The 26,042-nt window shown below is 69.2% G+C and carries 27 protein-coding genes; 16 read left to right on the forward strand and 11 right to left on the reverse strand.

Annotated elements, in window-relative coordinates:
- The first annotated feature begins 55 nt into the window (after nucleotides 1-55).
- Both AORI_RS76690 and AORI_RS76695 read left to right on the forward strand, forming a co-directional pair.
- Nucleotides 56-1,279, forward strand: a complete 1,224-nt coding sequence (locus AORI_RS76690; RefSeq protein ID WP_016337410.1) for an HNH endonuclease signature motif containing protein — start codon at nucleotides 56-58, stop codon at nucleotides 1,277-1,279.
- 263 nt (nucleotides 1,280-1,542) lie between these two features.
- The gene (locus AORI_RS76695; RefSeq protein WP_016337411.1) at nucleotides 1,543-2,250 is read left to right on the forward strand and encodes a hypothetical protein; all 708 of its coding nucleotides are present in this window, start codon (nucleotides 1,543-1,545) and stop codon (nucleotides 2,248-2,250) included.
- 2 nt (nucleotides 2,251-2,252) lie between these two features.
- Here AORI_RS76695 and AORI_RS83750 read toward each other — a convergent pair whose 3' ends face one another.
- Both AORI_RS83750 and AORI_RS76700 read right to left on the reverse strand, forming a co-directional pair.
- Complete coding sequence (locus tag AORI_RS83750) at nucleotides 2,253-2,408, reverse strand: hypothetical protein (RefSeq protein WP_158509151.1); 156 nt, start codon at nucleotides 2,406-2,408, stop codon at nucleotides 2,253-2,255.
- 51 nt (nucleotides 2,409-2,459) lie between these two features.
- Nucleotides 2,460-2,948 carry a DoxX family protein gene (locus AORI_RS76700; protein ID WP_016337412.1) on the reverse strand — a complete coding sequence of 163 codons (489 nt, stop codon included), beginning with the start codon at nucleotides 2,946-2,948 and terminating at the stop codon, nucleotides 2,460-2,462.
- A gap of 83 nt (nucleotides 2,949-3,031) precedes the next feature.
- On the opposite strand from AORI_RS76700, the gene AORI_RS76705 reads away from it, so the two are divergent.
- Nucleotides 3,032-3,568 carry a TetR/AcrR family transcriptional regulator gene (locus AORI_RS76705; protein ID WP_016337413.1) on the forward strand — a complete coding sequence of 179 codons (537 nt, stop codon included), beginning with the start codon at nucleotides 3,032-3,034 and terminating at the stop codon, nucleotides 3,566-3,568.
- Here the strand turns inward: AORI_RS76705 and AORI_RS82305 are convergent, their stop codons facing one another.
- Nucleotides 3,569-4,366, reverse strand: coding sequence for an SDR family oxidoreductase (locus tag AORI_RS82305; protein ID WP_338024063.1), 798 nt, complete (start codon nucleotides 4,364-4,366; stop codon nucleotides 3,569-3,571).
- Nucleotides 4,367-4,435: 69 nt separating this feature from the next.
- Here AORI_RS82305 and AORI_RS76715 point away from each other — a divergent pair, with 69 nt between their 5' ends.
- The 3 genes from AORI_RS76715 (at nucleotide 4,436) to AORI_RS76725 (ending at nucleotide 7,648) form a co-directional block, all read left to right on the forward strand.
- On the forward strand, nucleotides 4,436-5,959 hold the full coding sequence (locus AORI_RS76715) for a trypsin-like serine protease (protein WP_043849188.1): 1,524 nt from the start codon (nucleotides 4,436-4,438) through the stop codon (nucleotides 5,957-5,959).
- 112 nt (nucleotides 5,960-6,071) lie between these two features.
- Complete coding sequence (locus tag AORI_RS76720; protein WP_016337416.1) at nucleotides 6,072-6,440, forward strand: YciI family protein; 369 nt, start codon at nucleotides 6,072-6,074, stop codon at nucleotides 6,438-6,440.
- Nucleotides 6,428-7,648: an RNA polymerase sigma factor gene (locus AORI_RS76725; protein WP_016337417.1), complete on the forward strand. Its 1,221-nt coding sequence runs from the start codon at nucleotides 6,428-6,430 to the stop codon at nucleotides 7,646-7,648. The genes AORI_RS76720 and AORI_RS76725 overlap by 13 nt, the downstream gene beginning before the upstream one ends.
- On the opposite strand, the gene soxR is transcribed toward AORI_RS76725, so the two are convergent.
- Nucleotides 7,638-8,084 carry a redox-sensitive transcriptional activator SoxR gene (soxR, locus tag AORI_RS76730; protein ID WP_016337418.1) on the reverse strand — a complete coding sequence of 149 codons (447 nt, stop codon included), beginning with the start codon at nucleotides 8,082-8,084 and terminating at the stop codon, nucleotides 7,638-7,640. The two genes, AORI_RS76725 and soxR, sit on opposite strands and share 11 nt — an antisense overlap.
- 52 nt (nucleotides 8,085-8,136) lie before the next feature.
- Here soxR and AORI_RS76735 point away from each other — a divergent pair, with 52 nt between their 5' ends.
- The 3 genes from AORI_RS76735 (at nucleotide 8,137) to AORI_RS76745 (ending at nucleotide 10,749) form a co-directional block, all read left to right on the forward strand.
- Nucleotides 8,137-8,745: an antibiotic biosynthesis monooxygenase gene (locus AORI_RS76735; protein ID WP_228688252.1), complete on the forward strand. Its 609-nt coding sequence runs from the start codon at nucleotides 8,137-8,139 to the stop codon at nucleotides 8,743-8,745.
- Entirely contained in the window at nucleotides 8,742-9,566 is an 825-nt protein-coding gene (locus AORI_RS76740; protein WP_016337420.1) for an NAD(P)H-binding protein, read from the forward strand. The genes AORI_RS76735 and AORI_RS76740 overlap by 4 nt, the downstream gene beginning before the upstream one ends.
- Before the next feature lie 118 nt (nucleotides 9,567-9,684).
- Entirely contained in the window at nucleotides 9,685-10,749 is a 1,065-nt protein-coding gene (locus AORI_RS76745) for a methyltransferase (protein WP_016337421.1), read from the forward strand.
- On the opposite strand, the gene AORI_RS76750 is transcribed toward AORI_RS76745, so the two are convergent.
- A complete protein-coding gene (locus AORI_RS76750) occupies nucleotides 10,718-11,602 on the reverse strand; it encodes a LysR family transcriptional regulator (RefSeq protein WP_016337422.1) in 885 nt (294 codons plus the stop codon). The two genes, AORI_RS76745 and AORI_RS76750, sit on opposite strands and share 32 nt — an antisense overlap.
- A gap of 70 nt (nucleotides 11,603-11,672) precedes the next feature.
- On the opposite strand from AORI_RS76750, the gene AORI_RS76755 reads away from it, so the two are divergent.
- A complete protein-coding gene (locus AORI_RS76755) occupies nucleotides 11,673-13,007 on the forward strand; it encodes an FAD-binding oxidoreductase (protein WP_016337423.1) in 1,335 nt (444 codons plus the stop codon).
- 97 nt (nucleotides 13,008-13,104) lie between these two features.
- Nucleotides 13,105-14,286, forward strand: a complete 1,182-nt coding sequence (locus AORI_RS76760; protein WP_016337424.1) for an acyltransferase family protein — start codon at nucleotides 13,105-13,107, stop codon at nucleotides 14,284-14,286.
- Between the two features lie 455 nt (nucleotides 14,287-14,741).
- On the opposite strand, the gene AORI_RS76765 is transcribed toward AORI_RS76760, so the two are convergent.
- Genes AORI_RS76765 through AORI_RS76775 form a run of 3 tightly spaced genes read right to left on the reverse strand, consistent with a single transcriptional unit; the run spans nucleotide 14,742 to nucleotide 16,242 of the window.
- Nucleotides 14,742-15,158, reverse strand: coding sequence for a nitroreductase family deazaflavin-dependent oxidoreductase (locus AORI_RS76765; RefSeq protein WP_016337425.1), 417 nt, complete (start codon nucleotides 15,156-15,158; stop codon nucleotides 14,742-14,744).
- A gap of 36 nt (nucleotides 15,159-15,194) precedes the next feature.
- On the reverse strand, nucleotides 15,195-15,545 hold the full coding sequence (locus AORI_RS76770) for a PLDc N-terminal domain-containing protein (RefSeq protein WP_016337426.1): 351 nt from the start codon (nucleotides 15,543-15,545) through the stop codon (nucleotides 15,195-15,197).
- A gap of 37 nt (nucleotides 15,546-15,582) precedes the next feature.
- Entirely contained in the window at nucleotides 15,583-16,242 is a 660-nt protein-coding gene (locus AORI_RS76775) for a cytochrome P450 family protein (protein WP_016337427.1), read from the reverse strand.
- A 72-nt stretch (nucleotides 16,243-16,314) separates the two neighbouring features.
- Here AORI_RS76775 and AORI_RS76780 point away from each other — a divergent pair, with 72 nt between their 5' ends.
- Nucleotides 16,315-17,163 (forward strand): PaaX family transcriptional regulator, encoded by an 849-nt coding sequence (locus AORI_RS76780; RefSeq protein ID WP_016337428.1) that lies wholly within the window; start codon nucleotides 16,315-16,317, stop codon nucleotides 17,161-17,163.
- Here AORI_RS76780 and AORI_RS76785 read toward each other — a convergent pair.
- Entirely contained in the window at nucleotides 17,160-17,558 is a 399-nt protein-coding gene (locus AORI_RS76785; protein WP_016337429.1) for a RidA family protein, read from the reverse strand. The genes AORI_RS76780 and AORI_RS76785 overlap by 4 nt on opposite strands.
- Nucleotides 17,559-17,606: 48 nt before the next feature.
- Here AORI_RS76785 and AORI_RS76790 point away from each other — a divergent pair, with 48 nt between their 5' ends.
- Both AORI_RS76790 and AORI_RS76795 read left to right on the forward strand, forming a co-directional pair.
- Nucleotides 17,607-19,958 (forward strand): bifunctional salicylyl-CoA 5-hydroxylase/oxidoreductase, encoded by a 2,352-nt coding sequence (locus AORI_RS76790; protein ID WP_016337430.1) that lies wholly within the window; start codon nucleotides 17,607-17,609, stop codon nucleotides 19,956-19,958.
- Nucleotides 19,955-21,097 carry an acyl-CoA dehydrogenase family protein gene (locus AORI_RS76795; protein ID WP_016337431.1) on the forward strand — a complete coding sequence of 381 codons (1,143 nt, stop codon included), beginning with the start codon at nucleotides 19,955-19,957 and terminating at the stop codon, nucleotides 21,095-21,097. Before AORI_RS76790 ends, AORI_RS76795 begins: the two co-directional genes overlap by 4 nt.
- Here the strand turns inward: AORI_RS76795 and AORI_RS76800 are convergent.
- Entirely contained in the window at nucleotides 21,069-21,704 is a 636-nt protein-coding gene (locus tag AORI_RS76800; RefSeq protein WP_016337432.1) for a DUF2306 domain-containing protein, read from the reverse strand. The two genes, AORI_RS76795 and AORI_RS76800, sit on opposite strands and share 29 nt — an antisense overlap.
- Nucleotides 21,705-21,895: 191 nt before the next feature.
- Nucleotides 21,896-23,284 (reverse strand): GH1 family beta-glucosidase, encoded by a 1,389-nt coding sequence (locus AORI_RS76805; protein WP_016337433.1) that lies wholly within the window; start codon nucleotides 23,282-23,284, stop codon nucleotides 21,896-21,898.
- Nucleotides 23,285-23,369: 85 nt separating this feature from the next.
- Between AORI_RS76805 and AORI_RS76810 the strand changes: the two genes are divergently transcribed.
- Nucleotides 23,370-24,617: an ROK family transcriptional regulator gene (locus tag AORI_RS76810; RefSeq protein ID WP_016337434.1), complete on the forward strand. Its 1,248-nt coding sequence runs from the start codon at nucleotides 23,370-23,372 to the stop codon at nucleotides 24,615-24,617.
- A 109-nt stretch (nucleotides 24,618-24,726) separates the two neighbouring features.
- On the forward strand, nucleotides 24,727-25,950 hold the full coding sequence (locus AORI_RS76815; protein ID WP_016337435.1) for a glycoside hydrolase family 16 protein: 1,224 nt from the start codon (nucleotides 24,727-24,729) through the stop codon (nucleotides 25,948-25,950).
- Nucleotides 25,951-26,042: the final 92 nt, after the last annotated feature.

Genomic DNA, 26,042 nt, shown 5'->3' on the forward strand with positions numbered 1-26,042 from the left:
CGGAATTGTCGGTGGTGGGTCGTAGGTTCGTGGGGTGGATACTCATTCCGCGCCTGTGGCGCTCCTGGAAAGCCTCACCGACCCCGAGGTGCTGGCAGCGGTGAACGATGCCGCGAATAGGTTGGACGACAAGGATTCCGTGGCGTTGGCGCAAGCCGCGTCGGCCGGGATCGCCCGGCTGGAGGCGGTGCGGTTCCGGGCACTCGCGCAGCTGAACCGGCACCGTGAGGGGGTGCGGAGTGTGGCGCAGGAGGTCGCGTTGGCGTTGTCTGTCACGGACAATCATGCGGGTGCGATGGTCGCCGCGGCCGACGCGTTGACCACCCGCCCGCCCCGCACTCTGCACCTGATGGATGAGGGAAAGCTAGCCGGTTTCAGCGCGATGAAAGTCGCTTCGGCGACCGTATGGCTCTCCGATGAGGACGCTCGTGCGGTGGACGCGTTGCTGGAGGGTCGGATCGCGAAGAAGAATCCGGATCAGGTTCGGAAAGCCGCCAACCACGCGGCGAACACCATCGACCCCGACGGTGCCGGCAAACGGGCCGAGCAGCATCGCGAAGGCCGTCGCCTCACTATGCGGCACGGCGAAACGGGGGTGGCGTCGCTCGAGGTCGAGGACGGCCCGGTGGAGAAGGTCGCTGCCGCGTATCAGCGGATCGATCGGGAAGCACGCGCCCTCAGAGGCGCTGGCGAGACTCGAACTCTGGATCAGTTGCGGGCGGATGTCGCGCTCGATCTGCTGCTCGGCGGCCAGGGCGGGGTGAGCGAGCGCAGCGAAGTGTTCCTCTATATGGACTTGTTCACCTATCTCGGTTTGAACGACGACCCCGCGGAACTGGCAGGGCATGGCACGATCCCCGCGGCGTTGGCCCGGCACATCGCTAGCGGTGAGAACAGTGTGTTGCGGCGGATCGTCACCGATCCGCTGTCCGGGCAGGTTCTGGATCTCGGCCGGGATCGGTACCGGCCGACGGCGGGTTTGGCGGAGTTCGTGCGGGTGCGGGATCGTGAGTGCCGAAGACCCGGCTGTCATCGGCCGGCTCAGGCGTGCGACCTCGATCATGCGGTGCCGTGGCAGCACGGCGGGCACACCGCCGACACCGAACTCGTCGACCTCTGCCGCCGTGACCACCGGCTGAAAGACGAACCCGGCTGGACCTACCACCTCTCCTCTGACGGCACCCTCACCATCACCACTCCCACCGGGCAGCGCCACGACAGCACACCGCCGCCGCTCCACGAACCCCGCCCAACGAACGACGAACCACCACCGTGCTGAGGCTGTCGCCGGAAAACGGCGACGCCCGGGTCGTGTGCGGAGGGTCGCCGAATAACGGCGACAGGCGAGTTGCCGGACTCAGCTGCGACCCACCGCTGACAAAGTTTCACTGTTCCGGCCCGTCGCCGGAAAACGGCGACAGCCCGGCCGGTCGCCGAAACACCACCCAGCCCACCGCTCAAAGACTCCACCCACGGGCGGACCCCGCAAATCGGCCCCTGACCCGATCCGCGAACCCACCGCGACCGGCACGCTCACCAAGCATGGAAACCGACCACGCCTTCCCCGGCCGCCGCATAGCCGCGGTCTCGATGATCCTCGGCCCGCTCCTGCTGCTCACCGGGACGCTGTTGCGGTCACGCTTCGACTTCTTCTTCCCCGACCAGCTGAAAGCGATGAGCGAGCATCCCGCGCTGATGACGGCCGCGTACACGTGTTTCCTGGCGGGCAACGTCGTGTTGTGGCCCGCGATCGTCGCGCTCGCCACGAAGATCGGCCGTACCAGGCCGGCGTTGGCCGCCTGGGGCGGCCTGTTCGTCCTTTTCGGACTCTTCGAGCGGACCTTTCACGCCGGGATCGACCAAGCCGCCCTCAGCCTTGCCGAACGACGCGGAGCCGGATTCGCCGAAAGTGTGGTCAGCGAGTCGTACCAGGATCTGCATCTGTTCAGTTTTCTGTCGTTCACGATCATGTTCGGCTGGTACGTGCTCGCGTTCGCCGCTTACCGGGCGAAAGTGCTCGGCATCGCCGGGTCGATCGGGCTGGCGACGATGGGACTTCTGCCGCTGGGTGTTTTGAAGGGCACCGAAATCGTGTCGATCATCGGCACCGCCGGACTTTGTCTCGCGTTGGTTCCGGCCGGTGTCCGCGCATTACTGGAAAGTCCCAAACCGAGCCGCCGGACGGTGTTGTTCGCGGCGATCGCCGTTCCCGTTTTGGGCGGCCTCGCCTTCGCCAGCGCGCTGGGGTGAGCTCAGGCCAGCCGTGCGGGCGCTTTCCTTTCACCGGATTCGTGTTCGTGCCCCGCCGGGAGGCAGCTCATCAGCAGTACGACACCGACAGCACCGAGAAGCATGTGCCCGGCGAGGATGCACAGCCCACAGAATCCGATCCACAATGAGATCTTCATTCTCAGAGGGTAGGGCCGTTCTCGGTGCGAGGCCCCGAACTTGGGAAAGACTTAAGGTCTCCTTTGAGAAAAGGGTCTGTCCGGCGTACGCGCGTAATACACCACCAGCGACACCGTCGCGGCCAGGAAGACCACCTGCATCAGGCTGCGCGGCACCAGTTCGTCCATCGTCGAAGTCACCGGGCCGTGCAGGGCCTTGTACACGTTCGCCGGGAACATCCCCAGCAACAACAGCGTCAGCCCGGCGGACGCCCACGGCGCGGTCCGCGACCACAGCACCCCCGCGGCGCCCGCGAGTTCGAGAACGCCGGTGACGGTGACCAGCAGCCCCGGCGCGGGCAGCGCGGGCGGCACCATCGCGACGAGTTCCTCGCGCATGCCGATGAAGTGCGCGAGACCGGTGGTGACGAACAGTGCCGCGACACCGCCGCGCACGGCCACCGGCCACGGCTTCAAGCGCCGGACGCCGAAGACGCCCAGCAGGAACAGCGTCGCCGTGACGGTGATCAGCATCAGTACGGGTACGAGACCGGGATCCATGACCTTGCCTTCCGAGCAGTGAATCTTTCCAGTGACAAGATGCGCTGTTGCAGGCCATCTTGTCAATGACTAGATTCATCGTCATGAGTCCCTACCACCACGGCGACCTCCGCCGGGCCGTGCTCGACGCCGCCGTCGCGGCCATCACCGAACACGGCCCGGCCGGGATCAGCCTCCGCGACCTCGCCCGGCGCGCGGGGGTCTCGCACGCCGGGCCGGTGCACCATTTCGGCGACAAGGCCGGGGTGCTCACCGCGCTGGCCGCCGAGGGGTTCGACCTGCTCGCGGACGCGCTCGCGGACGAGGGCGACCAGGGCTTCGTCGAGGTCGGGGTGGCGTACGTGCGCTTCGCGATCGAGCATCGCGCGCATTTCGAGGTGATGTTCCGCCCCGAGCTCCACCGCGAGGACGACGAGGCGCTGACCGCGGCCCGTGACCGCGCGGGGGCCCTGCTGACCAGCGGCGCGTCGTCGGTCAGCGACGACGCGATGGCGGGGGTCGCCGCGTGGTCGTTGATGCACGGGTTCGCGAACCTGTGGCTCACCGGCGCGCTGCGCGCCGAGCTCCAGGAGGATCCGGACACCGCCGCCCGCGCGATCGCCCGGATCCTGTTCCCGTGATCAAACCTGCGCGGTGGGCATCACGGTGACCTGCTGGAGGTTCACCCGCGCCGGGAGCGAGGTCAGGAACGCCACGGTCTCGGCGATGTCCTCCGGCTTCAGCCAGGTCAGCGTCTCGCGCGCGCCGTCCAGCCACTCCAGCGCGCCGGCGTCGGTGACGTGACCCTGCAGTTCGGTCTCGACCAAGCCCGGCTCGATCGCCGCGACTCGCACCCCCTTCGGGCCGAGGTCGGCGCGAAGGTTCTTCGACAGGTGCGTCACGTATGCCTTCGAAGCGACGTACACGGCGAAGGAGGGGAAGACGGCCTGCGCGCCGATGGACGAGGTGTTCACCAGGTCCGCGACGCCCTTTTCGGCCGCCGAAGCGACCAGATGCGGGACGAAGGCGCCGATGGCGTTCATCAGGCCCGTCATGTTGACGTCGATCATGCGCTGCCAGTCGCCGGTGGCGAGTTCGTCGATCGGCGCGGCCAGCATCACGCCGGCGTTGTTGAACAGCAGGTCCGCGCGGCCCAGTTTCGCTTCGACCTCGGCCGCGGCGGCCCGCATCGCCTCGGCGTCGGCGACGTCGGCCGCGAGCACGAGCGCGGTACCGCCGCACCGGAGACGGCGAGCCGCCGCGCGGCCGCTTCGCCGATCCCGCTGGACGCTCCGGTGACGACGGCGACCCTGTTCGCGTGCGGTGCCGGGGAATTCGTCATCTCTGTTTCTCCTAAGTGGACTCGGGTGATGAGTCCAGAAAACCGGGCCACGCGCGGAGATGGCACGGTCTGTCCAGCCTGGGTCCGGCAGTACCAGTCAGGCCGCGCACGGAACTGTTACGTGCTCATCGAGTTCCGCGGACACGGACCGGCCACCGTGATCCGCATGCGAATCCGATCCCTCGCGCTCGCGCTGACCCTGATGACGGCGACCGCCGCCCCCGCGGCGGCCGTCATCGGCGGCACCGAGTCCACCACGCCCTACGACTTCATGGTCTCGCTCCAATACGAGGCTCCCCGCCCGGACGGTCATCGGTGTGGGGCGGTGCTCATCGCCCCGCAGTGGGCGGTGACCGCCGGCCACTGCGCCAACACCCCGAACGGCGCGACGGCGGGCGTCCCCCGCGGCTGGAAGGTCCGCGTCGGCTCGCTGGACACCACCGCCGGGGGCGAGGTCACCGAAGTCGACAAGTTCTACCGGCGCCACCTCTCCTACAACCCGCCCGGTGAGGACATCGCGCTGCTGCACCTGCGCGAACCGGTGCGGGCCAAGCCGATCCGGCTCGCCGCGAGCTCCCCTGCCGTCGGAACCCCCGTGCGCATCCTCGGCTGGGGCGCCGCTTCGACCGGCTGCGGCGACTTCGCCGACCCGAAGTGCTACCCGAGCAAGCTGCGTGAAGCGGATACCGAGGTCGTGCCGCTCGACCGCTGCTGGGACGACGACGGGCACACCCTGCCGTTGTGCGTCGGCCGCACCGATCCGCCGGTCGGGCCGGGGATGACGGATTCCGGCGGTCCCGCTCTGATCCGTTCGGGTGACGGCTGGGCGCTGGCGGGAACGGTCATCGGACCGGGTATCCGCGGCTCCGACTTCCCCGACATGTACACCGACGTCGCGAAGAACTCGGCCTGGATCGACGGCATCGTGACCGGCACCGACGTCCCGCCGGACGACCCCGGCCCGAACGTGGAGGGCACCGCCGCGGTGGGCGACTGCGTGGGCGCGGTGGTGCGCCCGGCCTCCGCGCGTCCCCACGATCCGGCGCTGGTGCTGACCAACGGCCATTGCGTGCCGAGCGGACGGCCCGCACCGGGGAAGGCCCTGGTCGACCGGCCCGCCGACCTGCCCCGTCCGGTCACCATCGCCGGCCGGGACGGCTATCCGAAGAGCAGCGCCGGCGCCACCCGATTGGTGTACGCGACGATGACCGGCACCGACATCGCGCTGTACCGGCTGAACAAGACGTACGCACAGCTGGCCAGGGAAGGCGCGAAGGTCTTCCGGCTGACCACCACCCCGATGCGCGCCGGAGACCGGCTGCTCATGTCCTACTCCAGCGGCCGCCCGCAGTGCACGATCGAGGCGGTGGTGCCGCATCTGCGTGAGGCCGGGTACCAGCAGGACGACGCGGTCCGTTACGCCCAGAGCGACACCTGTATGAGCAGGCCCGGCGCCTCCGGCTCGGCGCTTTTGTCCCTCGACGGGAATACGGTGATGGGCGTCAACAACACCCACAACCGGGACGGTGGGCGATGCACCGAGGGCAACCCGTGCGAGGTCGGCCGGGACGGCACCGTGACCGCGGTGCAGGGCCGCGGCTACGGCCAGCAGGTCCATCGGATCTCGGCCTGCCTGACCAAGGGCGCACGGCTCGACCTGTCCCGCCCCGGCTGCCGTCTGCCCGCCTGACCTGCGACGAAATGCGCGGAAAGAAAAAAACCGGAAAGATCGCCGTCGCTGTCGAATCGGCGGGTCGCCCTTCGTATAGGGAGTGAAAGTCCGCACGAACGAGGAGGACGCCATGACCCAGTACCTGATCAGCCTCTACCACCCCGACGGCCCCCTTCCGCCGCCGGAGTTCCTCGAGTCGGTGACGCGCAAGATCCAGGCGCTCAACGACGAGATGAAGACCGCGGGGGTGTGGGTGTTCGCCGCCGGCCTGCACCCGCCGACCACCGCGACCGTGCTGCGGGCCTCGGAGAACGGTCAGATCGCGACGCTCGACGGCCCGTACCTCGAAGGGAAGGAACATCTCGGCGGTTTCACCATCGTCGAGGTGCCGGATCTGGACGCCGCGCTCGACTGGGGCCGCCGGATCGCCGAGATCACCTATCTCCCGGTCGAGGTCCGGCCGTTCCAGGGTGTGGAAGACCCTTCGTGCGTGCCCTGACCTCCGAAGACATCGGCCGGGTCTTCGCACAGGAGTACGGCCGCGCGGTATCCGTGCTGGTCCGCGTCTTCGGCAGCATCGACATCGCCGAAGACGCGGTCCAGGACGCCTTCGCCGAGGCGGTGGACCGGTGGCCGTCCAGCGGTCCACCGCCGAGCCCGGCGGGCTGGATCATCACGACCGCCCGCAACAAGGCCGTCGACCGTCTGCGCCGGGAAGCCGCGCGCGACGACAAGCACGCCCAGGCCGCGCTGCTCAACGCGGACAGCGAACCAGTGGAGGAGGGCCCGGTGCGCGACGACCGCCTACGCCTGATCTTCACCTGCTGTCACCCCGCGCTGGCCGTCCCCGCGCAGGTCGCGCTGACGCTGAAACTGCTGGGCGGCTTGACCACCGCCGAAATCGCGCACGCGTTCTTCGTCCCCGAGACGACGATGGCCCAGCGGCTGGTCCGCGCGAAGGGCAAGATCCGCGACGCGAAGATCCCGTATCGCGTCCCCGGCGACGCCGACCTGCCGGACCGGCTGCGTTCGGTGCTCGCCGTGATCTACCTCGTGTTCAACGAGGGATACACGGCCAGCTCGGGTGAGCGGCTGGTGCGGGAGGACCTGTGCGCCGAGGCGATCCAGCTCGGCAGGCTGCTGGCCGGCCTCATGCCCGACGAACCGGAGGCCACCGGCCTGCTGGCGCTGATGCTGCTCACCGAATCGCGCCGCGCCGCCCGCACCGGTGAAGACGGCGACGTCGTGCTGCTGGCGGAGCAGGACAGGTCACGCTGGGACCGGGCGCTCATCGCCGAAGGGCAGGAGCTGGTCCGCGCCTGCCTGCGCCGGAACCAGCCGGGGCCGTATCAGATCCAGGCGGCGATCAACGCCGTCCACAGCGACGCCGCCGACACGGCGAGCACCGACTGGTCGCAGGTCGTCGAGCTGTACGACCTGCTGCTCGCGATGAATCCGACGCCGGTCGTGGCGCTCAACCGGGCCGTCGCGGTCGCCGAGGTACGCGGCCCGGAGAAGGCGCTCGACGTGATCGACGCCCTCGACCTGGAGGGATACCACCTCTACCACGCCATCCGCGCCGATCTGCTGCACCGCGCGGGCCGCACGGCCGAAGCCGCCCAGGAGTACGAAGAGGCGATCCGGCAGGCGGGCAACAGCGCCGAACGACGGCTGCTGGAACGAAAACTGGCCGTGCTCAGTCGTTGATCAGCCGCGCCGGGCCGGGTCCCTTGGCGGCGAGGAAGTCGCCGGGGTTCACCAGCACGCACTGATCGAAGGACAGGCAGCCGCAGCCGATGCATTCGGTGAACCGGTCCCGCATGCACTCCAGCTGCTCGATGCGTTTGTTCAGCTCGGCGCTCCAGCAGGCCGAAGCCCGCCGCCAGAACGCGTGATCCGGCGCGGCGCCCTCCGGCAGGAAGTCGAGTACGCCGCCGATCACCTCGAGCGGGATGCCGAGATGATGCGACGCGCGGATGAACGCGACGAGGCGAAGCGTGCTTCGGGGATACCGACGTTGGTTTCCGCTGGTCCGCCTGCTGCTGATGAGGCCCTGGCGTTCGTAGAACCGCAGGGCGGAGGTGGCGACACCGCTGCGCCGCGACAGCTCCCCGATGGTGAGTTCGGCCGGGAGTTCGGACATGCCCGTGATCCTAGCTTGACTTCAACCCTTGTTTAAGTTTCATGCTGGAGGCATGACAGTACAGGGGACCTCCGAAATGACCATCCACAAAGGACATTGGCCGACGCCCGACGACGCGACCGTCGTCGTGGCGCGGGAATGGCCGGACGCCGACGCGGCACGGGCGGCGTACAAGAGCCACGAAGGGCTCGTTTCCTTCACCGCGTACGAAGGCATCGACCACGACGACGCCTTCACTTACGAGCAGTGGACCAGCGAAGAAGCCATCCGGAACCTGGACGGCGCACCCGTGTTCCACCTCTACCGCGGCCACCGCGGCGAAGGAGTGCCAGGCTGCCTCGTGATCGTCTCGGTCGAGTTCGAAGGACCCGACGAGCGGCGGCAACGCGACTGGATCGACCTCGTCTTCGAAGCGCTGGCATCCGAACCCGCGTACCCCAAAGGCGGGATCTCGGGGTACTTCCACGTGAGCACCGACGGCACCCGCGTGCTGAACTACGCCGAATGGGTCAGCGCCGAAGCCCACCTCGCCGCGCTCGCGGCCCCCGGCGCCGACGGCATCGGCACGACGGACGAGTGGAAGAAGGTGCAGACCTACCCGGGGATGTCGGGCGGGTCGGTCAAGCGGTACCGCCCGGTCTTCTCGGCGGTGGCGGCATGAAGCCGATCCTGGTCGCCGGCGCGACGGGCAACGTCGGCTCGCAGGTCGTCGCCCAGTTGCGGGAGCGAGACGTCCCGGTCCGGCCGCTGAGCCGGAACCCGCCGCCGGACGGCGTCCGCGGCGACCTGGCGAAACCGGAAACGATCGCGCCGGTGCTCGACGGCGTCGACACCGTGTTCCTGATGCTCTCCGGCGCCGCCGAGGCCCTGGTCCCCACGGTGTCGCTGCTCGGGGAACGGGTGAAGCGGGTGGTGTTCCTTTCCTCGGGTGCCGTCGACGATTCCCTCGCGGAGCAGGACAACGCCATCGGCGCCTGGCATCGCACCGTCGAGGAGGCGATCGAAGCCGCGGGCGTGGAGTGGACCTTCCTGCGGCCGCACGCGTTCGCGGCCAACACCCTCGCCTGGGCGCCGTCGGTCCGCACGGACGGCGTCGTCCGCGGCGCGTACGGCGAGGCGTCGATGCCGTTGGTCCACGAGAAGGACATCGCCGCGGTGGCCGTCGAAGCGCTGACCGGCGACGGGCACGCGAGGGCGAAGTACACGCTCACCGGCACACGGCCGATCACGCAGGCCGAGCAGGTCCGCATCATCGGCGAGGCCGCGGGCCGTCCGGCGCGCTGGGAGGAGATCCCGCTCGGCGAAGCACGTGCCGCCCTGCTCACCAGGATGCCGGACTTCATCGTCGACACGATGCTGGCCGGATTCCGGGAACTGGTGACGAAACCGGGCGAAGTCACCTCGACCGTCCAGGACGTCACCGGCAGGCCAGGGCTGGACTTCGAGGTCTGGACCGCCGATCACGCGGCGTCGTTCCGCTAAACTCGGCTTCGTGTCGACACCGGTTCATGCCGCGGTGGTCCACTAACCGCCGTTCCTGAAATCACCCCACGGAGCCCGCGGGGCCTCTTCGCCGCGGGCGAAAACAGGAACGGAAACCATGAACCCCCTGTCCACAAAGGACGGTGGTCGGCGCTGGCTGACCGCCGTCGGCACGAAACGCCCCGAACGCCTCGTCGACGTCGACGATCGCATCACCGCCGACGAGGCGTTCCGGCTCGCCGTGTCCGGCACCGGACTCGTCTGGTACGGCGACTTCCCCGGCGCACGGAACCTGCTCGCCGCGATGTCCCGGCGATGCGGCACGGCGGCCGGGAAACCCTTTCCGGACCAGCGGAACCAGCGGTCACGCCGGGCGCGGATCCTCGGCAGGCTGCTGGTCCCGCTGGATCCGGGCCACGTCCTGCCGTTGCGCCGCGGGCCGGACGTCCGCGAGGCCTGCACCGAGGTCTACGGGCCGTCCGAAGCCGCGTCGCTGGTGTCCTTGCGTGAACTGCTCGGCGTCGTCGGCGCGCACGAATGGCGCATGAAGGGCGTCGAGATCCCGGCGCTCGGCGCGAGGATCCACCCGCACCACGGGGTCTTCTCCCCCGTCCGCGGCGAGTACGTCGATCTGGTGGCGAGAACTCCCCTGCCCGCCAAGGAACTCGCGTTCGACATCGGCACCGGGACCGGCGTGCTCGCCGCGGTCCTCGCCCATCGGGGCGTCGAACGCGTGGTGGCGACGGACAACGAACCCCTCGCGCTCGCCTGCGCGCGGGAGAACTTCGATCGCCTGGGTTTCGGCGGGATCGAAATCCTTGAGGCGGACGTGTTCCCGCCGGGCCGCGCACCGCTGATCGTCTGCAATCCGCCCTGGCTGCCCGCCCGCGCGCACACCCCGCTCGAACGCGCCGTGTACGACCCGGGAAGCCGGATGCTGAAGGCGTTCCTCGACCGGCTGCCGCGGCATCTCGAACCCGGCGGGGAGGCGTGGCTGATCCTCTCGGATCTTGCCGAACTACTGGGCCTGCGCCGTCGCGAAGAACTCCTCGACATGTTCGAGCGGTCCGGTCTCGAAGTGGTGGGCAGGGAGGACATCCGGCCGAGGCATCGACGGGCCGACGCGAAGGAGGTGACTTCGCTGTGGCGGCTCACAACCCGAGCAGCGCCCGTGCCTGACTGATGAACACGCGGGCGGCGGGGCTGACCGGCCCCTCCGTCCGCCAGGCCAGCGCCAGTTTCGCGCGCAGCCCGGCCGGCCGCGTGATCTTCATGGCGTGCAGTTTCGTGTAATGCGTCGCCAGTGACATCGGCACCACGGCGACACCGAGCCCGCGCCCGACCAGTTCGGCGACGACGTTCGGATCGCCCGCCTCCAGCGTCACCCGAGGCTGCGCGCCGTCGGCGAGGAACGCCGCGTCGACGATCGCACGCATGCCGGTGCCCTTCGGCAGGCTCACCAGCGACCGGCTTTCGAGCTCCGACAACGTGATCGTGGCCTGCCCGGTGAGCGGATCGTCCGGACCGGAGATGGCGACCAGCGGCTCGTCGAGGACAACCTCGAGGCCGATCCCCGGCGGCGGTTCGCCGGAGACGCCGATCAGCGCGACGTCGAACCGGCCGTCGGCGACGCCCGCGAGCAGGACGTCGGAGGTCGCCTCGGCGAGCGTGATGTCGACGGCCGGATGCCGCTCGTGGAAGCGCGCGAGCAGATCGGGCAGGTTGACCGGCCCGCGCGAGGACACCATGCCCATCGCGACCTGGCCGCGGACCAGCCCGGTGAGATCGTCAACCGCCTGCCGCACCCCGGCCACGGCGGCGAGCGCGGCCCGCGCGTGCGGGAGCGCGGCGGCACCGACCTCGGTCAGCCGCACCGCCCTGGCCGACCGGTCGAGCAGCGGCTGCCCGAGTTCGCGTTCGAGGCGGCGGATCTGGGCACTGACGCCGGGCTGCGCGACGTGCAGCCGCTCGGCGGCGCGGGTGAAGTTCGCTTCCTCGGCCACCGCGACGAAGTATTCGAGCTGGCGCAGTTCCATAACCGATGATTCTAGTTGCCAGACAAACCAGATCTTGGACTTCTGGCCGAATCGAGATCACGCTGGTCTCATGACCACGATGCTCCGCTCCGGCGACCCCGATTACGACACCGAACTCGCCGGTTTCCAGACCGCAGTGCCCCGCCGTCCCGACGTCATCGTGCCCGCCGCTTCGGCCGCCGACGTCGTCGAGGCGGTCCGTCACGCCGCCGAGCACGATCTCCCGATCGCCGTCCACTCGACCGGGCACGGCGTGGGCGTCCCCTTCGAGGGCGGCGTCCTCGTCACCACCCACCGCATGACCGGGATCCGGATCGAAGACGGCATCGCACGAGTCGACGCGGGCGTGCGCTGGGGTGCGGTCATCGAGGCGGCCGCGAAGCACGGGCTCGCGCCGCTGAGCGGTTCCTTCCCTGGAGTCGGCGTCGTCGGGTACACCCTCGGCGGCGGGTTCAGCCTGCTCGGCCGCAAGTACGGGCTGGCCGCCGACCAGGTGACCGCGATCGAGGTCGTGACCGCCGACGGCGAACTCCGCCGCGCCACCCCGGACACCGAAAGCGACCTGTTCTGGGCGCTGCGGGGCGGCCGCGACAACTTCGGGATCGTCACCGCGCTGGAGTTCCGGCTCGTCCCGGTCACCCGGCTGTACGGCGGGAGCCTGCAGTTCGGCACCGCGTCGCTGTCCGCGGTGCTCCACGCCTGGCGCGACTGGGCGGCGGACCTGCCGCGCGAGATGACGTCGTCGCTGGGCATGGTCCCGATGCCGGACCTGCCGATGGTGCCCGAGCCGCTGCGCGGACAGCACGTCGCGCAGATCCGCATCGCCTACCTCGGCGACGCCGCCGAGGGTGAACGCCTGGTCGCCCCGCTGCGCGCCGCCGCCCCCGTACTGGGTGACACGCTCGCCGAGATCCCCTTCACCGAATCGGGGAAGATCGCGAACGAGCCGCCGTTCCCGCACGGCTACCGGGCCGACAACGCCACCGTGTCCGAACTGGACGACACGATGCTCGACGCGATCCTCGAACACGCCGGCCCCGGCGCCCCGGTGCCGACCGTCGTCCTGCTGGACCTGCTCGGCGGCGCGCTGTCCGATCTGCCCGAACACCCCGGCGTCGGCTGGGACCGCGAGGCCCGCTTCACCGTCCGGGCACTGTCCGTAGTGGACGACGCGGGCATGGCCGAGATCAAGGCGGCCCACGGGAAGCTGTTCGACGCGCTGAAGCCCAAGTCGACCGGCAAGCTCCTGACCTTCGTCTACGGCGACAGCGGCGCTGGCGACGAGGCGGCCAACGTGTACTCGCCCGCCGATCTGCGGCGGCTCGCCGAGGTCAAAGCGGCCGTCGATCCGGCGAACCGGTTCCGGCTGACCCATAACGTCGAACCCGCGCGTAACGCTGGGTGATCTCCGAAATCCGCTGGTAGGAGGCCCCCATGCGGGGCGAAGGCACAGTGGGCGGCACCCGTATACTTCCGGGCCGATACCGCCATTAGGGGGCACTGTGCGCACTTTGGACCATGACGAGTTCCTCGCCATGCGTCGGTTCCCCGCGCTCGACGGGCTGCGCGCGATCGCGGCCACCATCGTGATCCTCTTCCACTTCGCGGGTCCGAAGTGGAGCTGGCTGTCCGGCTGGGTCGGTGTCTACATCTTCTTCGTGCTGTCCGGTTTCCTGATCACGACGCTGCTGCTGCGTGAGCAGGACCGGACCGGCCGGATCTCGCTTTCGGCGTTCTACCTGCGGCGGGTGTTCCGGATCCTGCCGCCGTATCTGGTGATCCTCGGCGGGATCATCGTGTTCGTGTGGCTGCGCGGGGAGTTCTTCACCCGCGACTTCCCGCACGCGCTGAAGTACTACCTGACCTTCTTCAACGAGTTCTTCCCCGCCAGCGGGGGCAACGGCTCGGACAACTTCTTCAGCGGCTCGTGGACGCTGGGCATCGAGGAGAAGTTCTACCTGTTCTGGCCGTTCCTGCTGGTGGTCGCGGGCGCCGTCGGGCTGGCCGCGGCGTGGCGCAAACTCGCGCTGGCGATCGCCGCGTTCGCGCTGATGGCCGGGCTGGTCGGGGTCACCAGCGGCTGGGTGCTCAACGGGCCGCAGGTGCCGATCTACCGCTCGACCGTGCACTACGCGATCCTGCTGATCGGCTGCGTGCTGGCGATCGCGATGCACTACCGGCGGTCCTACGCGGTGATCAAACCGCTGACCCATCCGCTCGCGGCGATCCCGGTGTTCGGCGCGTTCGCCGTGCTGCACGTCAACATGGAAAGCCTGTGGTGGGAGACCGGCAGCAACCTCGGCCTGCTGATCGCCTACGGCCTGCTCTCGGCGATGTTGCTGGTCGTGTTGGTCTCGCCGGGGCCGCTGCGCTGGCTGCTGGCGACGAAGGTGATGCGGTTCGTCGGCGAGCGCTCGTACTCGCTCTACCTGCTGCAGGGGCCGGTGCACTTCGCCGTGGTCGCGGCGATCCCGCCGCTGGGCGAGCACCGGATGATCAGCGCGCTGACCGTGTTCGCGGTCGGGCTCGCGATCGCGGACCTGATCCACCGCTGGGTGGAGCAGCCGATGATCCTCACCGGCAAGAAGCTGATCGCGCGCCGCCAGGAGCGCAAGGCGCTGCGCGCGGCCGAAGCCGAACTCAAGCGGCCGGACGCCGTGGAAGCCCCGAGCGGCGCGCGCTGACCCCTCGCGTTCCGTCCTCTGAATGCGGTCGTTGCACGCGTCTGTACAGCTGGTCGTGAGTGGCGTTTCGGGTTCTAACCCGAAACGCCACTCACGAGGACACGGCACGCACTCACGTGATTGAAGGCGGAACTCGCGTGATCAGCGGCGGAACACGCTAGTGCGGCCTCCAGTCACGCGAGTTACGTCCCTGATCACGCGAGTCACGCCTTGGCTCACACCGCGCGCCTGTGTGCCTAGTCCGTGAAGGCCTCCTTGAGGGACCCTGGGTCCCTCAAGGAGGCCTTCACGGACTTCGGACCGGTAGGTACAGAGGACAGGGGTCTGACCCGAAGCGCCACTCACGACCCGCATCCGGCCGGGGTGAAGGCTCCTTTTGCCGCATCAGACGCGGTGAAGGGAGCCTTCAGCCCACGCACGATCGGTCGCCGCCCACCCAGCGGCGCGCGGGGAGGTCAGCGCGAGATGGTGACGATCGGGATCACCCGGTCGGTCTTCTGCTCGTACTCGGCGAAGCCCGGCATCATGCTGACCATCTTCGCGTACAGACGGTCGCGCTCGGCGCGGTCTTCGAGGACGACGGTCGCGGTCGCTTCGAACTTCTCCGTGCCCACCTCGATGGTGACCTTCGGGTTCGCGACGATGTTGTGGTACCAGGCCGGGTTCTTGTCCGCCCCGGCGTACGACGCGGCGACGACGTACTTGCCGTCCTCCATCGCGTACGCGAGCGGCGACGTGCGCGGCTCGCCGCTCTTCGCCCCGATGGTGGTGAGCAGCAGCAGCGAGCCACCCTCGAACGGGCCGCCCACCTTCCCCTCGTTCTCGCGGAACTCCTTGATGATGTTCTTGTTCCAGTCGAGTGCTTCGGACATGTCTTCCTCCAGTGTCGATCTCTCCGCCGAGGCTACTCAGCCTTCACGGGCCTTGCGGCGCTGCTCCTCGGCGCGCTCCCGGCACTTGCGGAGGAACTCTTCGTCGTCGGCCGCGCTCGTCGCGGCGAACCGGCCCGGACGGTCGTACTCCGGGAACGCCGGCGTCTCCCTTTCGTACCGTCCGCGCGGCGCGCGGGCGGCGTGCTGCGGGCGCCCGGCGACCAGCCAGACGATCGAGCCGATCAGCGGGACGATCAGCACCAGCAGCAGCCACATCCCCTTGGGCATGTTGCGGCACGATCCCTCGTCCGTGGTGATCACGTCGACGATGCAGAAGATCCACAGACCGAGCGTGAGAACGCCGAAGAAACCATTGAAATACAGCATCGAAAGACTCCCCAGTTCCAGATGACCGGGGTAAGTCTTAGCACAGCAGGGCGTCGAGAATTCCCGCGGCCACTTGCCGCGCCGACGCTTCCCCGGGGCATTGTTTCGGCCCTGCTCCGAACGGATGCCCCGACAGGTCCACCTCGACCACTTCGCCGCCGACCCACCGCCGGGTGATCCGGACCGGTGGATCCTCGCGCAGCACGCGGTCGATCAGGCTTTCGGCGTCCTCACCGGGCCGATGGGCGGCCAGCGCCTTGCCGAGCAGTTTGGCCGTCGCGTCGCAGGCCTGCACGAGAAGCCCGATCCGCGCGGCCGTCCGCTCGTCGGCGTCACCGCCGCAGACCTCGACCAGCCTGCGCATGGCTTCTTCGGCGTCGGCTCCGATTTCCGTATGCGGGTGATAGGCGGCGGAAACCGCCGCGATGTCGCGGGAAACGTCGGGCAGGCCGAGTTCCGCGGCCAGTACGGCGACCGGAACCCGCTCCACCTCGTCCCGCATCACCATGGCGAGCGTGAAAGCCTTGTCCCGCAAGGAGCCCATCGGCGCCAGCTCGGTGAGCACGAGCGCTCGCCGCCGCGCGTGGTCCTCGGGGCGGCTGAACCGGGCGACGTTCGCCCGCAACCACCGGACGCCACCCGGCTCGACGTCCTGGGGCACCGGCGGAACGGGGGCTTCGATCAGGGGATTCTCCATACCGTGACGCTAAGTGCGGAACGCTTCGGTCACGGCCGAAACATGAGCTCATCGTCGTTGTATGGTGACCGGGTGACGGCCGTGTCGGAGGCAACCGAAGTCGACGGCGCGGGGCGAACGGCGCAACCGCGCCAGTTGATCGTGACCGTGTACGGCCTCTACTCGCGCGGCGAGGGCGGCTGGCTCTCCGTCCGTTCCCTGATCGACCTGCTGGCCGGTGTGGACGTCGACGAACCGGCCGTCCGGTCGTCGATCTCCCGGCTGAAGCGGCGCGGGATCCTGTCCGCGGTGCGCCGCGACGGGGCCGCCGGGTACGAGCTTTCCGAGACCGCGCTGGCGATCCTGCGCGAAGGCGACGAGCGGATCTTCCGCCGCGAACGCGCCACCCCCGGCGACGGCTGGCTGCTCGCGGTGTTCTCCGTCCCGGAGGCTGAACGGCACAAAAGGCACGTTCTGCGCACGCAACTGGCCCGGCTCGGCTTCGGGACCGCGTCTTCCGGCGTCTGGATCGCGCCCGCGCATCTGCGGGACGCGACGTCCGACATGCTCCGGCGGCTCGAACTCGAGGGCTACGCCGACCTTTTCCACGCCGAGCACCTCGCGTTCGGCGACGTGCGGGAGAAGATCCGCGAGTGGTGGGACCTCGACCAGCTCGAAGCGCTGTACACCGCCTTCGTCGACGAGCACGCGGCCGCGCTCCGGCGGTGGCAGCGGCGCAAGACCACGGACGAGGCCGAAGCGTTCGCCGACTACGTCCGGGTGCTGACCGACTGGCGGCGCCTGCCGTACCTCGACCCGGGCCTACCCGCCGAGTTGCTGCCGCCGGGCTGGGCCGGGATCCGGGCCGCGGACCTGTTCTTCACGCTGCACTCGCGGTTGGGTGAGGCCGCGGCCGCGCACGTCTCGCGCACCCTGCCCTAGACGACCGCGAAGCCCTGCACCTCCACCAGCGCCTCCACGTCCCAAAGCCGGCTGACGCCGATCCCCGCCATCGCGGGGTACTCGCTCCCCGCGAGCCGCTTCCACACCGCGCCGATCTCGCGCGCGTGGGCCCGGTAGTCGTCCATGTCGACGATGTAGATGGTCACGCTGCACAGGTCCGACGGCTTCCCGCCCGCCGCGCGCAACGCGGTGAGCAGGTTGGACAGCGCGCGTTCGAACTGCTCGACCACGCCGTCGCCGACGATGCGGTTCTCCTCGTCCAACGCCGTCTGACCGGCGAGGAAGACGAACCGGCCACTCGCCGCGACGGCGTGCGAGAAGCCGGAGGGGCGGCCGAGCTCGGGCGGGTTGATGCGCTCCATACGGGTCAGCATATCCCGTATCGTTGACGGTCGTACATACCGCGACATACCCTGAGCGGCGTGCGTATCGCGGTGTTAGGCGGCGGCCCGGCGGGGCTCTACTTCGCCACGCTGGCGAAACAGCTCCATCCCGATCACGAGATCACCGTCTGGGAGCGCAACGCGCCCGACGACACCTTCGGGTTCGGGGTGGTGTTCTCCGACGAGACACTCGGCGGCATCGAGCACGCCGATCCGGTGATCCACGCGGCCATGCGCCGGGAGTTCGCGCGCTGGGACGACATCGACGTCCACTTCCGCGGCACGGTGCACACCTCCGGCGGGCACGGGTTCGCCGCGATGAGCCGCAAACGGCTGCTCGGCATCCTCCAGGAACGCTGCGCGGAGCTCGGCGTCGACGTCCGGTTCCGCACCGAGGCGCCGAGCGCGGCCGAGGCGAGCGCCGAGTACGACCTCGTCGTCGCGGCGGACGGCGTCAACTCGCCGACCCGCAACGCCTTCGCGGAGAGCTTCCGGCCGAGCCTCCAGACCAGGCGCTGCAAGTACATCTGGCTCGGCACGGACCTCGTCTTCGACGCCTTCAAGTTCCACGTCCTGGAAACCCCGCACGGGATCATGCAGATCCACGGCTATCCGTACAGCGACACCGCGAGCACGTTCATCCTCGAACTGCACGAGGACGTCTGGCAGCGCGCGTTCGGCGAGATCGCCGCCACGTCACTGGCGCCGGGCGAGAGCGACGAGAAGTCGATCGAGGTCATCCGCGAGCTGTGCGCGGACGTCCTCGGCGACCATCAGGTGTTCGCCAACAATTCGAAGTGGACCGCCTTCGCCACCGTCCGCTGCGCGAGCTGGCGGCACGAGAACGTCGTCCTGCTCGGCGACGCCGCGCACACGGCGCATTTCTCCATCGGTTCCGGCACGAAGCTCGCCATGGAGGACGCGCTCGCGCTCGCCGCCTGCTTGCACGAGCAGTCCGATATGGACAGTGCCTTGGCAGCTTACGAGGCGGAACGAAGGCCGGTCGTCACCTCGACCCAGCGCGCCGCGCAGGCGAGCCTCGAATGGTTCGAGAACCTGGGCCAGTACACCCACCAGGATCCGGCGCAGTTCGCCTTCAACATCCTCACCCGCAGCCGCCGCGTCACCTACGACAACCTCCGGCTGCGCGATCCCGAGTTCGCCGCGGAACTGGACAGCTGGTTCGCGTCCACTTTGGACTCCGAAGTCCGGCCGCCGATGTTCCAGCCGTTCCGCATCGGGAACCTCGACCTGCCGAACCGCGTCGTCGTCTCGCCGATGGACATGTACTCCTCCGAGGACGGTGTCCCGACCGACTTCCACTTGGTACATCTGGGAAGCAAGGCGCTCGGCGGCGCCGGCCTGGTGATGACGGAAATGGTCTGCGTCTCCGAGACCGGCCGGATCACCCCAGGTTGCGGCGGGCTGTACACCGAGGAACAAGAACAAGCGTGGAGGCGGGTCACCGACTTCGTCCACGGGCACTCGCCCGCGCGGATCGGCGTCCAGCTCGGCCATTCCGGGCGCAAGGGCTCCACGAAACTGATGTGGGACGGCATCGACCAGCCGCTCCCCGAGGGCAATTGGGAGATCTGCGGCCCGTCCGCGATCCCGTACAGCGAAGCGAACCAGACCCCGCGCGAACTCACGGTCGCTGAACTACAAGAGATCCGCGACCAGTTCGCACAGTCCGCCCGAGCCGCCGCACGGGCGGGGTTCGACCTCCTCGAACTGCACTGCGCGCACGGCTACCTGTTGTCGTCGTTCCTGTCCCCGCTGACCAACCGGCGCACCGACGAGTACGGCGGCTCATTGGAGAACAGGCTGCGTTTCCCGCTCGAAGTCTTCGACGCCGTCCGTGCCGCATGGCCCGCCGAGCGGCCGATGACGGTCCGCATCTCCGCGACCGACTGGTACGACGGCGGGATCGACGTCGACGACGCCGTCGAGATCGCCCGCGCGTTCGCCGAGCACGGCACGGACGGCATCGACGTGTCGACCGGGCAGGTCGTCAGCGAGGAGAAACCCGAGTACGGCCGCAGCTACCAGACGCCGTACGCCGACCGGATCCGCAACGAGATCGGCCGCGAATACGGGATCGCGGTGATCGCCGTCGGCGCGATCTCCTCCTACGACGACGTCAACTCGCTGATCCTCGCGGGCCGCGCGGATCTGTGCGCGCTCGGCAGAACCCACCTTTACGATCCACAGTGGACACTGCACGCCGCCGCCGAGCAGGGCTATCCGATGCCGTGGCCGAAGCAGTTCGCGGCGGGCAGCCGGAAACCGCAGGGCGGCCGCACCGACGGGCCGAAACCACGGCTGGAACTGCTGCGCTCGGGAGAACCCGGCACCGCGCACGCCCGCTGGCGACCTGGGAGCGACCGATGACCGCCTTCGCACTGAGCCCCGATCAGCAGTCCTTCGCCGAAGAAGTCCGGCGGCTGGGCGCCGAAAAACTCCGCCCGCTGGCCGAATCCGGCACCGAAGGCGCGGTCAACCGGCCGCTGCTCAAGGAAATGGGCGCGCTGGGCCTGCTCGCCCGGCTGTTCCCCGGCGTCGACGGTGGCAGCCCGAGCCGGGAGGCCGCCGCGACGGATCTCTGCATCCTGCGGGAATCACTCGCGAGCCAGAGCACCGAAGCCGAGACGGCGTTGGCGCTGCAGGGTTTGGGCACGTATCCGGTGCTGCAATCCGGGCAGGACTCGCAGGTCGCGAAGTGGGTTCCCGCCGTGGCCGCGGGCGACGCCGTCGCCGCTTTCGCGCTCACCGAGCCGAACGCGGGTTCGGACGCGGCCGCGCTGGAACTCGCCGCCGAGCCCGACGGCGACGGCTGGCGGCTCACCGGCGAGAAGATGTGGATCTCCAACGCCCCCGAGGCCGATTTCTACAGCGTTTTCGCCCGCACCACACCGGAAGCCGGATCGCGCGGGGTCTCCGCGTTCATCGTCCCCGCCGACCGGGCCGGGCTGTCGGGCGAACACCTCGACCTCGTCAGTCCGCATCCCATCGGCACCCTGGTCTTCGACGGCGTCCGCGTCGAACGCGACGAACTGCTCGGCGAGCAGGACCGCGGCTTCGGCGTGGCGATGCGGACGCTGGACCTGTTCCGGCCGAGTGTCGGCGCGTTCGCCGTCGGGATGGCGCAGGCCGCGCTCGACGCCGCCGTCGCCCACGCCCAGAGCCGGGTGGCGTTCGGCGGGCCGCTGCTGAAGCAGCAGACCGTGGCGCACACCCTCGCCGAAATGGCGACCCGCACCGAAGCGTCACGCCTGCTCGTCTACGCCGCGGCCGCCGCGTACGACGCGGGCGAGCGGAACCTCGCCGGCCGGGCCGCGATGGCGAAACTGTTCGCCACCGAGACCGCGCAGTACGTCGTCGACTCGGCCGTGCAGATCCACGGCGCCCGGGCGCTGCGGCGAGGCCATCTGCTCGAACACCTCTACCGCGAGGTCCGGGCGCCGCGTATCTACGAGGGCGCGTCCGAAGTGCAGCGCACGATCATCGCGCGGTCGCTGGCTTCTTCCTAGCCGGACGCCGGTCGAGGTGCCACTGCGCGGCGAACAGGACCAGCGTCGTGCTCACCCAGGCCGAGATCGCGGCGACCGACTGGGTCAAGGCCAGTTCGCTTCCGCCGAACGTGGTCTCCAGCTGCGGCTGCAACGTGATCAGCGCGATCGGCCCGGTCACCCGGCTGACGATGATCGACATGGTCAGCGCGAAACTGCGGACCATCCAGCGACGGTGATCGGCGAACCGGCGCTGCCGTGCCGCGTGCCAGCCGGCGAACGTGCACCCCAGCCACAACACCCCGGCCACCACGTTGGCCACCCGCGTCGCCGGGCCGAACGGGCTCAGGGCGCCGACGGTCAGCGCCATCGATCCGGCCGGGAGCACCCCCGCGAAGACGTACACGCGGCCGAGCTTCCGGTGCACCGCCGGGTACTTCGCCCGGAACCACGGCCAGATCTGGAGCAACGCGGAGATCATCGCGATCGAGCCGAACAGCACATGCGCCGAAAGGAACCAATAGTGCGACGTGAACCCCGGCGGCTGCGGCACCCGCGACTGCGACGGGTCCAGCGACAGATACGGCGGCATCGAAAAGGCCAGGAACACCACGATGATGACGGCCATCGGCGCTATCCAAGGCCTTCGCCACCACGTTTTCCGCGGCGCCGTCTCCGGCCGATCACGACGTTCCAGCCTGACGGTCATCACTATCCCCCACGTTTCCGGTACCGGCGAAGAACTTTCGCTGTCGAACCTAGAACGCGGGGCGTGGCGGAAGAATGGAGCGGGCCGCCGGTTCGATGGTGGAGCGGGCCCTACCGCCGGCTGCCACGCACCCGATGGACGACGTCGCGGTAGGCCAGGCCGCTCTGCTTGATCGTCCGCGCCTGCGTCTCGCGGTCGACCCGGACCAGGCCGAGCCGTTTCGCGTAGCCGTACGCCCATTCGAAACCGTCCAAAAAGGACCAGGCGAAATAGCCGCGGACGTCCGCGCCCGCCTGTCGCGCCGCGGCCGTGGCGGCGATATGCGCGGACAGGTACGCGGCGCGGTCGTCGTCGCGGACGAACCCCGTCTCGTCGGGGACGTCGGCGAACGCGGCGCCGTTTTCGGTGACGTAAAGCGGCAGGCCCGGGTAATCCCGGCCGACGCGAACGAGCAGTTCGGTGAGCTTCTGCGGCAGGATCTCCCAGCCCAGCGCCGTCGACGGCGCCCCGAACGGCACCTTGCGGAACGCGGGCAACCCGAAATGCTCCACCGCGTCGCCGTTCTCCTCCACGCCGGAATACCGCGTTCCGAAGTAGTAGTCGACGCCGAGGAAATCGAGTGGTGCCGCGATGATCGACGGATCCCACGGCTCGGACGGCAGGCGGATGCCCTGGCGCGCGAGGGTCTCGAGGACGTCCTCCGGGTACCGGCCGTGCACCAGCGCGTCGAGGTAGAACCGCGTCCCGAGCCCGTCCTCGAAGCGGGCGGCTTCGCGATCGGCCTCGCTAGGCGTGGCCGGGTCCGCGGTGCTCAGGTTGAGCGTGATGCCGAATTCCGTGCCGGGTTTCGCGAGTTCCCGCATCCGCCGCACGGCGAGCCCATGGCCGAGCAGGAGGTGATGCGCCGCCGCCATCCCCGCCTTCGCGTCCCGGCGGCCGGGCGCCATCACGCCGTGGACGTACCCGTGCATCGCCGTGCACCACGGCTCGCTCAGCGTGGTCCAGTGGCGGACACGATCGCCGAGCCGCTCGAACACGAGCATCGCGTAGTCGGCGAACCGGACGGCGGTGTCGCGCGCGGGCCAGCCGCCCGCGTCTTCGAGATGCTGGGGCAGATCCCAGTGATACAGCGTCAGCCAGGGATCGATGCCGTTGTTGAGCAGTTCGTCGACCAGCCGGTCGTAGAAGGCGATCCCGGCGGGGTTGACGCCGCCGCGTCCGCGCGGCTGCACGCGGGGCCAGGAGACGGAGAAGCGGTAGGTGTCGACACCGAGTTCCTTGATCAGCGCGATGTCGGCGGGCATCCGGTGGTAGTGGTCGCAGGCGATCTCGCCGGTGTCACCGTTGTCGACCGACCACGGCGAGCGGGCCCAGGTGTCCCAAATGGACGGTGTTCTTCCGTCTTCGGCGACCGCGCCTTCGATCTGGTACGCCGAGCTGCCGACGCCCCACCGGAAGTCCGGCGGCAAGGAGCCGATGAGCTCGTCCTCCCGCGTCATGACCCTCTTCCCGCCTTATTTCACCAGTTGATACATGGCGGAGGCTAAGGTCGTGGGGCATCCTGGAAAGGTCCGCCGCCATAAGATGGGTATCCGCATGCCTGCCAAGCGCACCACCGTCCGTGACCTGCGGCGGCACAACCGTTCCCTCCTCCTGTCGAAACTCTACTTCGACGGCCCGCTCAGCCGCCACGAATTGAGCGGTCTGACCGGTTTGAGCGCCGCGACCGTCAGCAACGTGACCGCCGAACTCGGCGAGGAACGCCTCATCGTCGAAGCCGGTCTCGTCGAGTCCGATGGCGGCAGGCCGCGCGTGCTTCTCCGCGTCGATCCGGCGTACGGCCACGTCGCGGGCGTCGACATCGGCGAGACCGGGGTGAAGGTCGAGCTGTTCGACCTCACCATGAACCGGCTCGCCACCGTCGAACACCCGCTGGCCTCCCCGCGGCCGGACGCGGCCGCGGCGGTCACCCAGGTGGCGTCCGGGCTCCGGGAAGTGATCGCGGAATCGGGGATCGACGAGGCGACCGTGCTCGGTGTCGGCGTCGGCGTCCCCGGCACCGTCCAGCAGGGCGAGGCGCTTCGCGTGCACGCGCCCACCATCGGCTGGAAAGAGGTCCCGCTGGTCGACCTCCTGCGCGCGGAGGGTGTCGAGCTGCCGCTGTTCGTCGACAACGGCGCGAAAACCCAGGGACAGGGCGAAATGTGGTTCGGCGCCGGCCGCGGCGCCCGGCACGCGGTGATCGCCCTGATCGGCTCCGGCGTCGGCGCGGCCGTGGTCACCGACGGCACCACGTACCGGGGCTCCACCAGCAGCGCGGGCGAATGGGGCCATACGACGATCGTCTATGGCGGACAGGAATGCCGTTGCGGGGCACGCGGTTGCCTGGAGTCCTACGTCGGCGCGGAGGGCGTCCTCGCCCGCTATCGCAAGGCGCGCGGCGGAAAGACGGCCTCGGACGAAGACGAGCAGACGCAGTTCGCGGCCCTGCTGGAGTCGGCGGGCAAGGCCAAGGCAGCGGCCAAGGTGCTGGAAGAGACCGCGGGTTATCTCGGCGCCGGCATCGGCAATCTGATCAATCTGTTCAATCCGGAGCGGATCGTGCTGGGCGGCTGGGCCGGGCTCGCGCTCGGCGAGCACTACCTGCCCGAGATCCGGCGCGTGGCCGGCGAGCACGCGCTGGCGCACGTGTTCGACCAGACCGAGATCGAGCTCGGGCAGCTGGGGCCGGACGCCGTCGCCATAGGAGCCGCCACCCTCCCGGTCGCCGCCCTCCTGGAGCAGGGCGCGGACCCGCGCACGGCCGGATCGAAGCGGGGTACCGCCGCCTAACCTTAATTCGAGGTCGAAAAATACGTCTTGTCGCAGTGGTAGAGACCATGCATACTTTGTTGTCAGGCACAACAAAGTAGTTTTCTGCCTGCGAAGAGAGGCGACAACGATGTCCATCTCCTCCCGTTTTCGCTGGGCGGCAGTCCTCGCCGCCGGCGTTCTCCTCGGCTCACTCCCCGCCACCGCACCGGCCCCGGCCGAGGCCGCCGTCATGGCCGCGACCTTCACCGACGACTTCAACGGGCCCGCCGGCGCGGGCATCGACACCTCGAAGTGGCATTTCGAGACCGGCGACAACGTGAACAACCACGAGCGGCAGTGGTACACGTCCGGGACGAACAACGCGGCGCTCGACGGCCAGGGCAACCTGGTCATCACCGCGAAGAAGGAGAACCCCGGCAACTACAACTGCTGGTACGGGCGCTGCGAGTACACCTCGGCGCGACTGTCCACGCAGGGCCAGTTCACCCAGACCTACGGCCGGTTCGAAGCGCGGATGAAACTGCCGCGCGGACAAGGGATGTGGCCCGCGTTCTGGATGCTCGGCGCCGACATCGGCAACGTCGGCTGGCCCAACAGCGGCGAGATCGACATCATGGAGAACGTCGGCTTCGAGCCGAACACGGTGCACGGCACCCTCCACGGCCCCGGCTACTCCGGCGCGGGCGGTATCGGCGCGGCCTACAACGGCCCGAACTTCTCCGACGACTTCCACACCTACGCCGTCGACTGGGCGCCGAACCAGATCAAGTGGTACGTGGACGGAAATCTCTACCAGACCCGCACGCCCGCCGATCTCAACGGCAACCGCTGGGTGTTCGACCACCCCTTCTACCTGATCCTGAACCTCGCCGTCGGCGGCTACTGGCCGGGTGACCCGAACTCCAGCACCGTCTTCCCGCAGCGGCTCGTGGTCGACTACGTGCACGTCAACTCCAGCGACACCGCCGGGCGGACCGGGCGGATCACCGGCATCGGCGGCAAATGCGTCGACGTCGCCGGGGCGAACACCGCCAACGGCACCCCGATCCAGATCACCGACTGCAATGGGAACGCCGCGCAGAACTGGACCGTCGGCGGCGACGGGACGATCCGCGCGCTCGGCAAGTGCATGGACGTCTCCGGCGGCGGGACCGCGGACGGCACCGCCGTGCAACTGTGGGACTGCAACGGATCCGGCGCGCAGAAGTGGGCGATCAGCGGGGCGCGGGACATCGTGAACCCTCAGGCGAACAAATGTCTGGACGCCACCGGGAACAGCTCCGCGAACGGGACCAGACTCCAGATCTGGACCTGCGGGGGCGGCGCGAACCAGAAGTGGACGACGCCCTAGTTCCGAGCCAGAAGTTCGCCGGCCCTCTCATCTCACGCAGCGAAGGGCGCCTTACCCGCATCACATGCGGTGAAAGTCCCCTTCACCCACCC

The sequence above is a fragment of the Amycolatopsis keratiniphila genome, assembly GCF_000400635.2.
GTDB classification, from domain to species: domain Bacteria; phylum Actinomycetota; class Actinomycetes; order Mycobacteriales; family Pseudonocardiaceae; genus Amycolatopsis; species Amycolatopsis keratiniphila.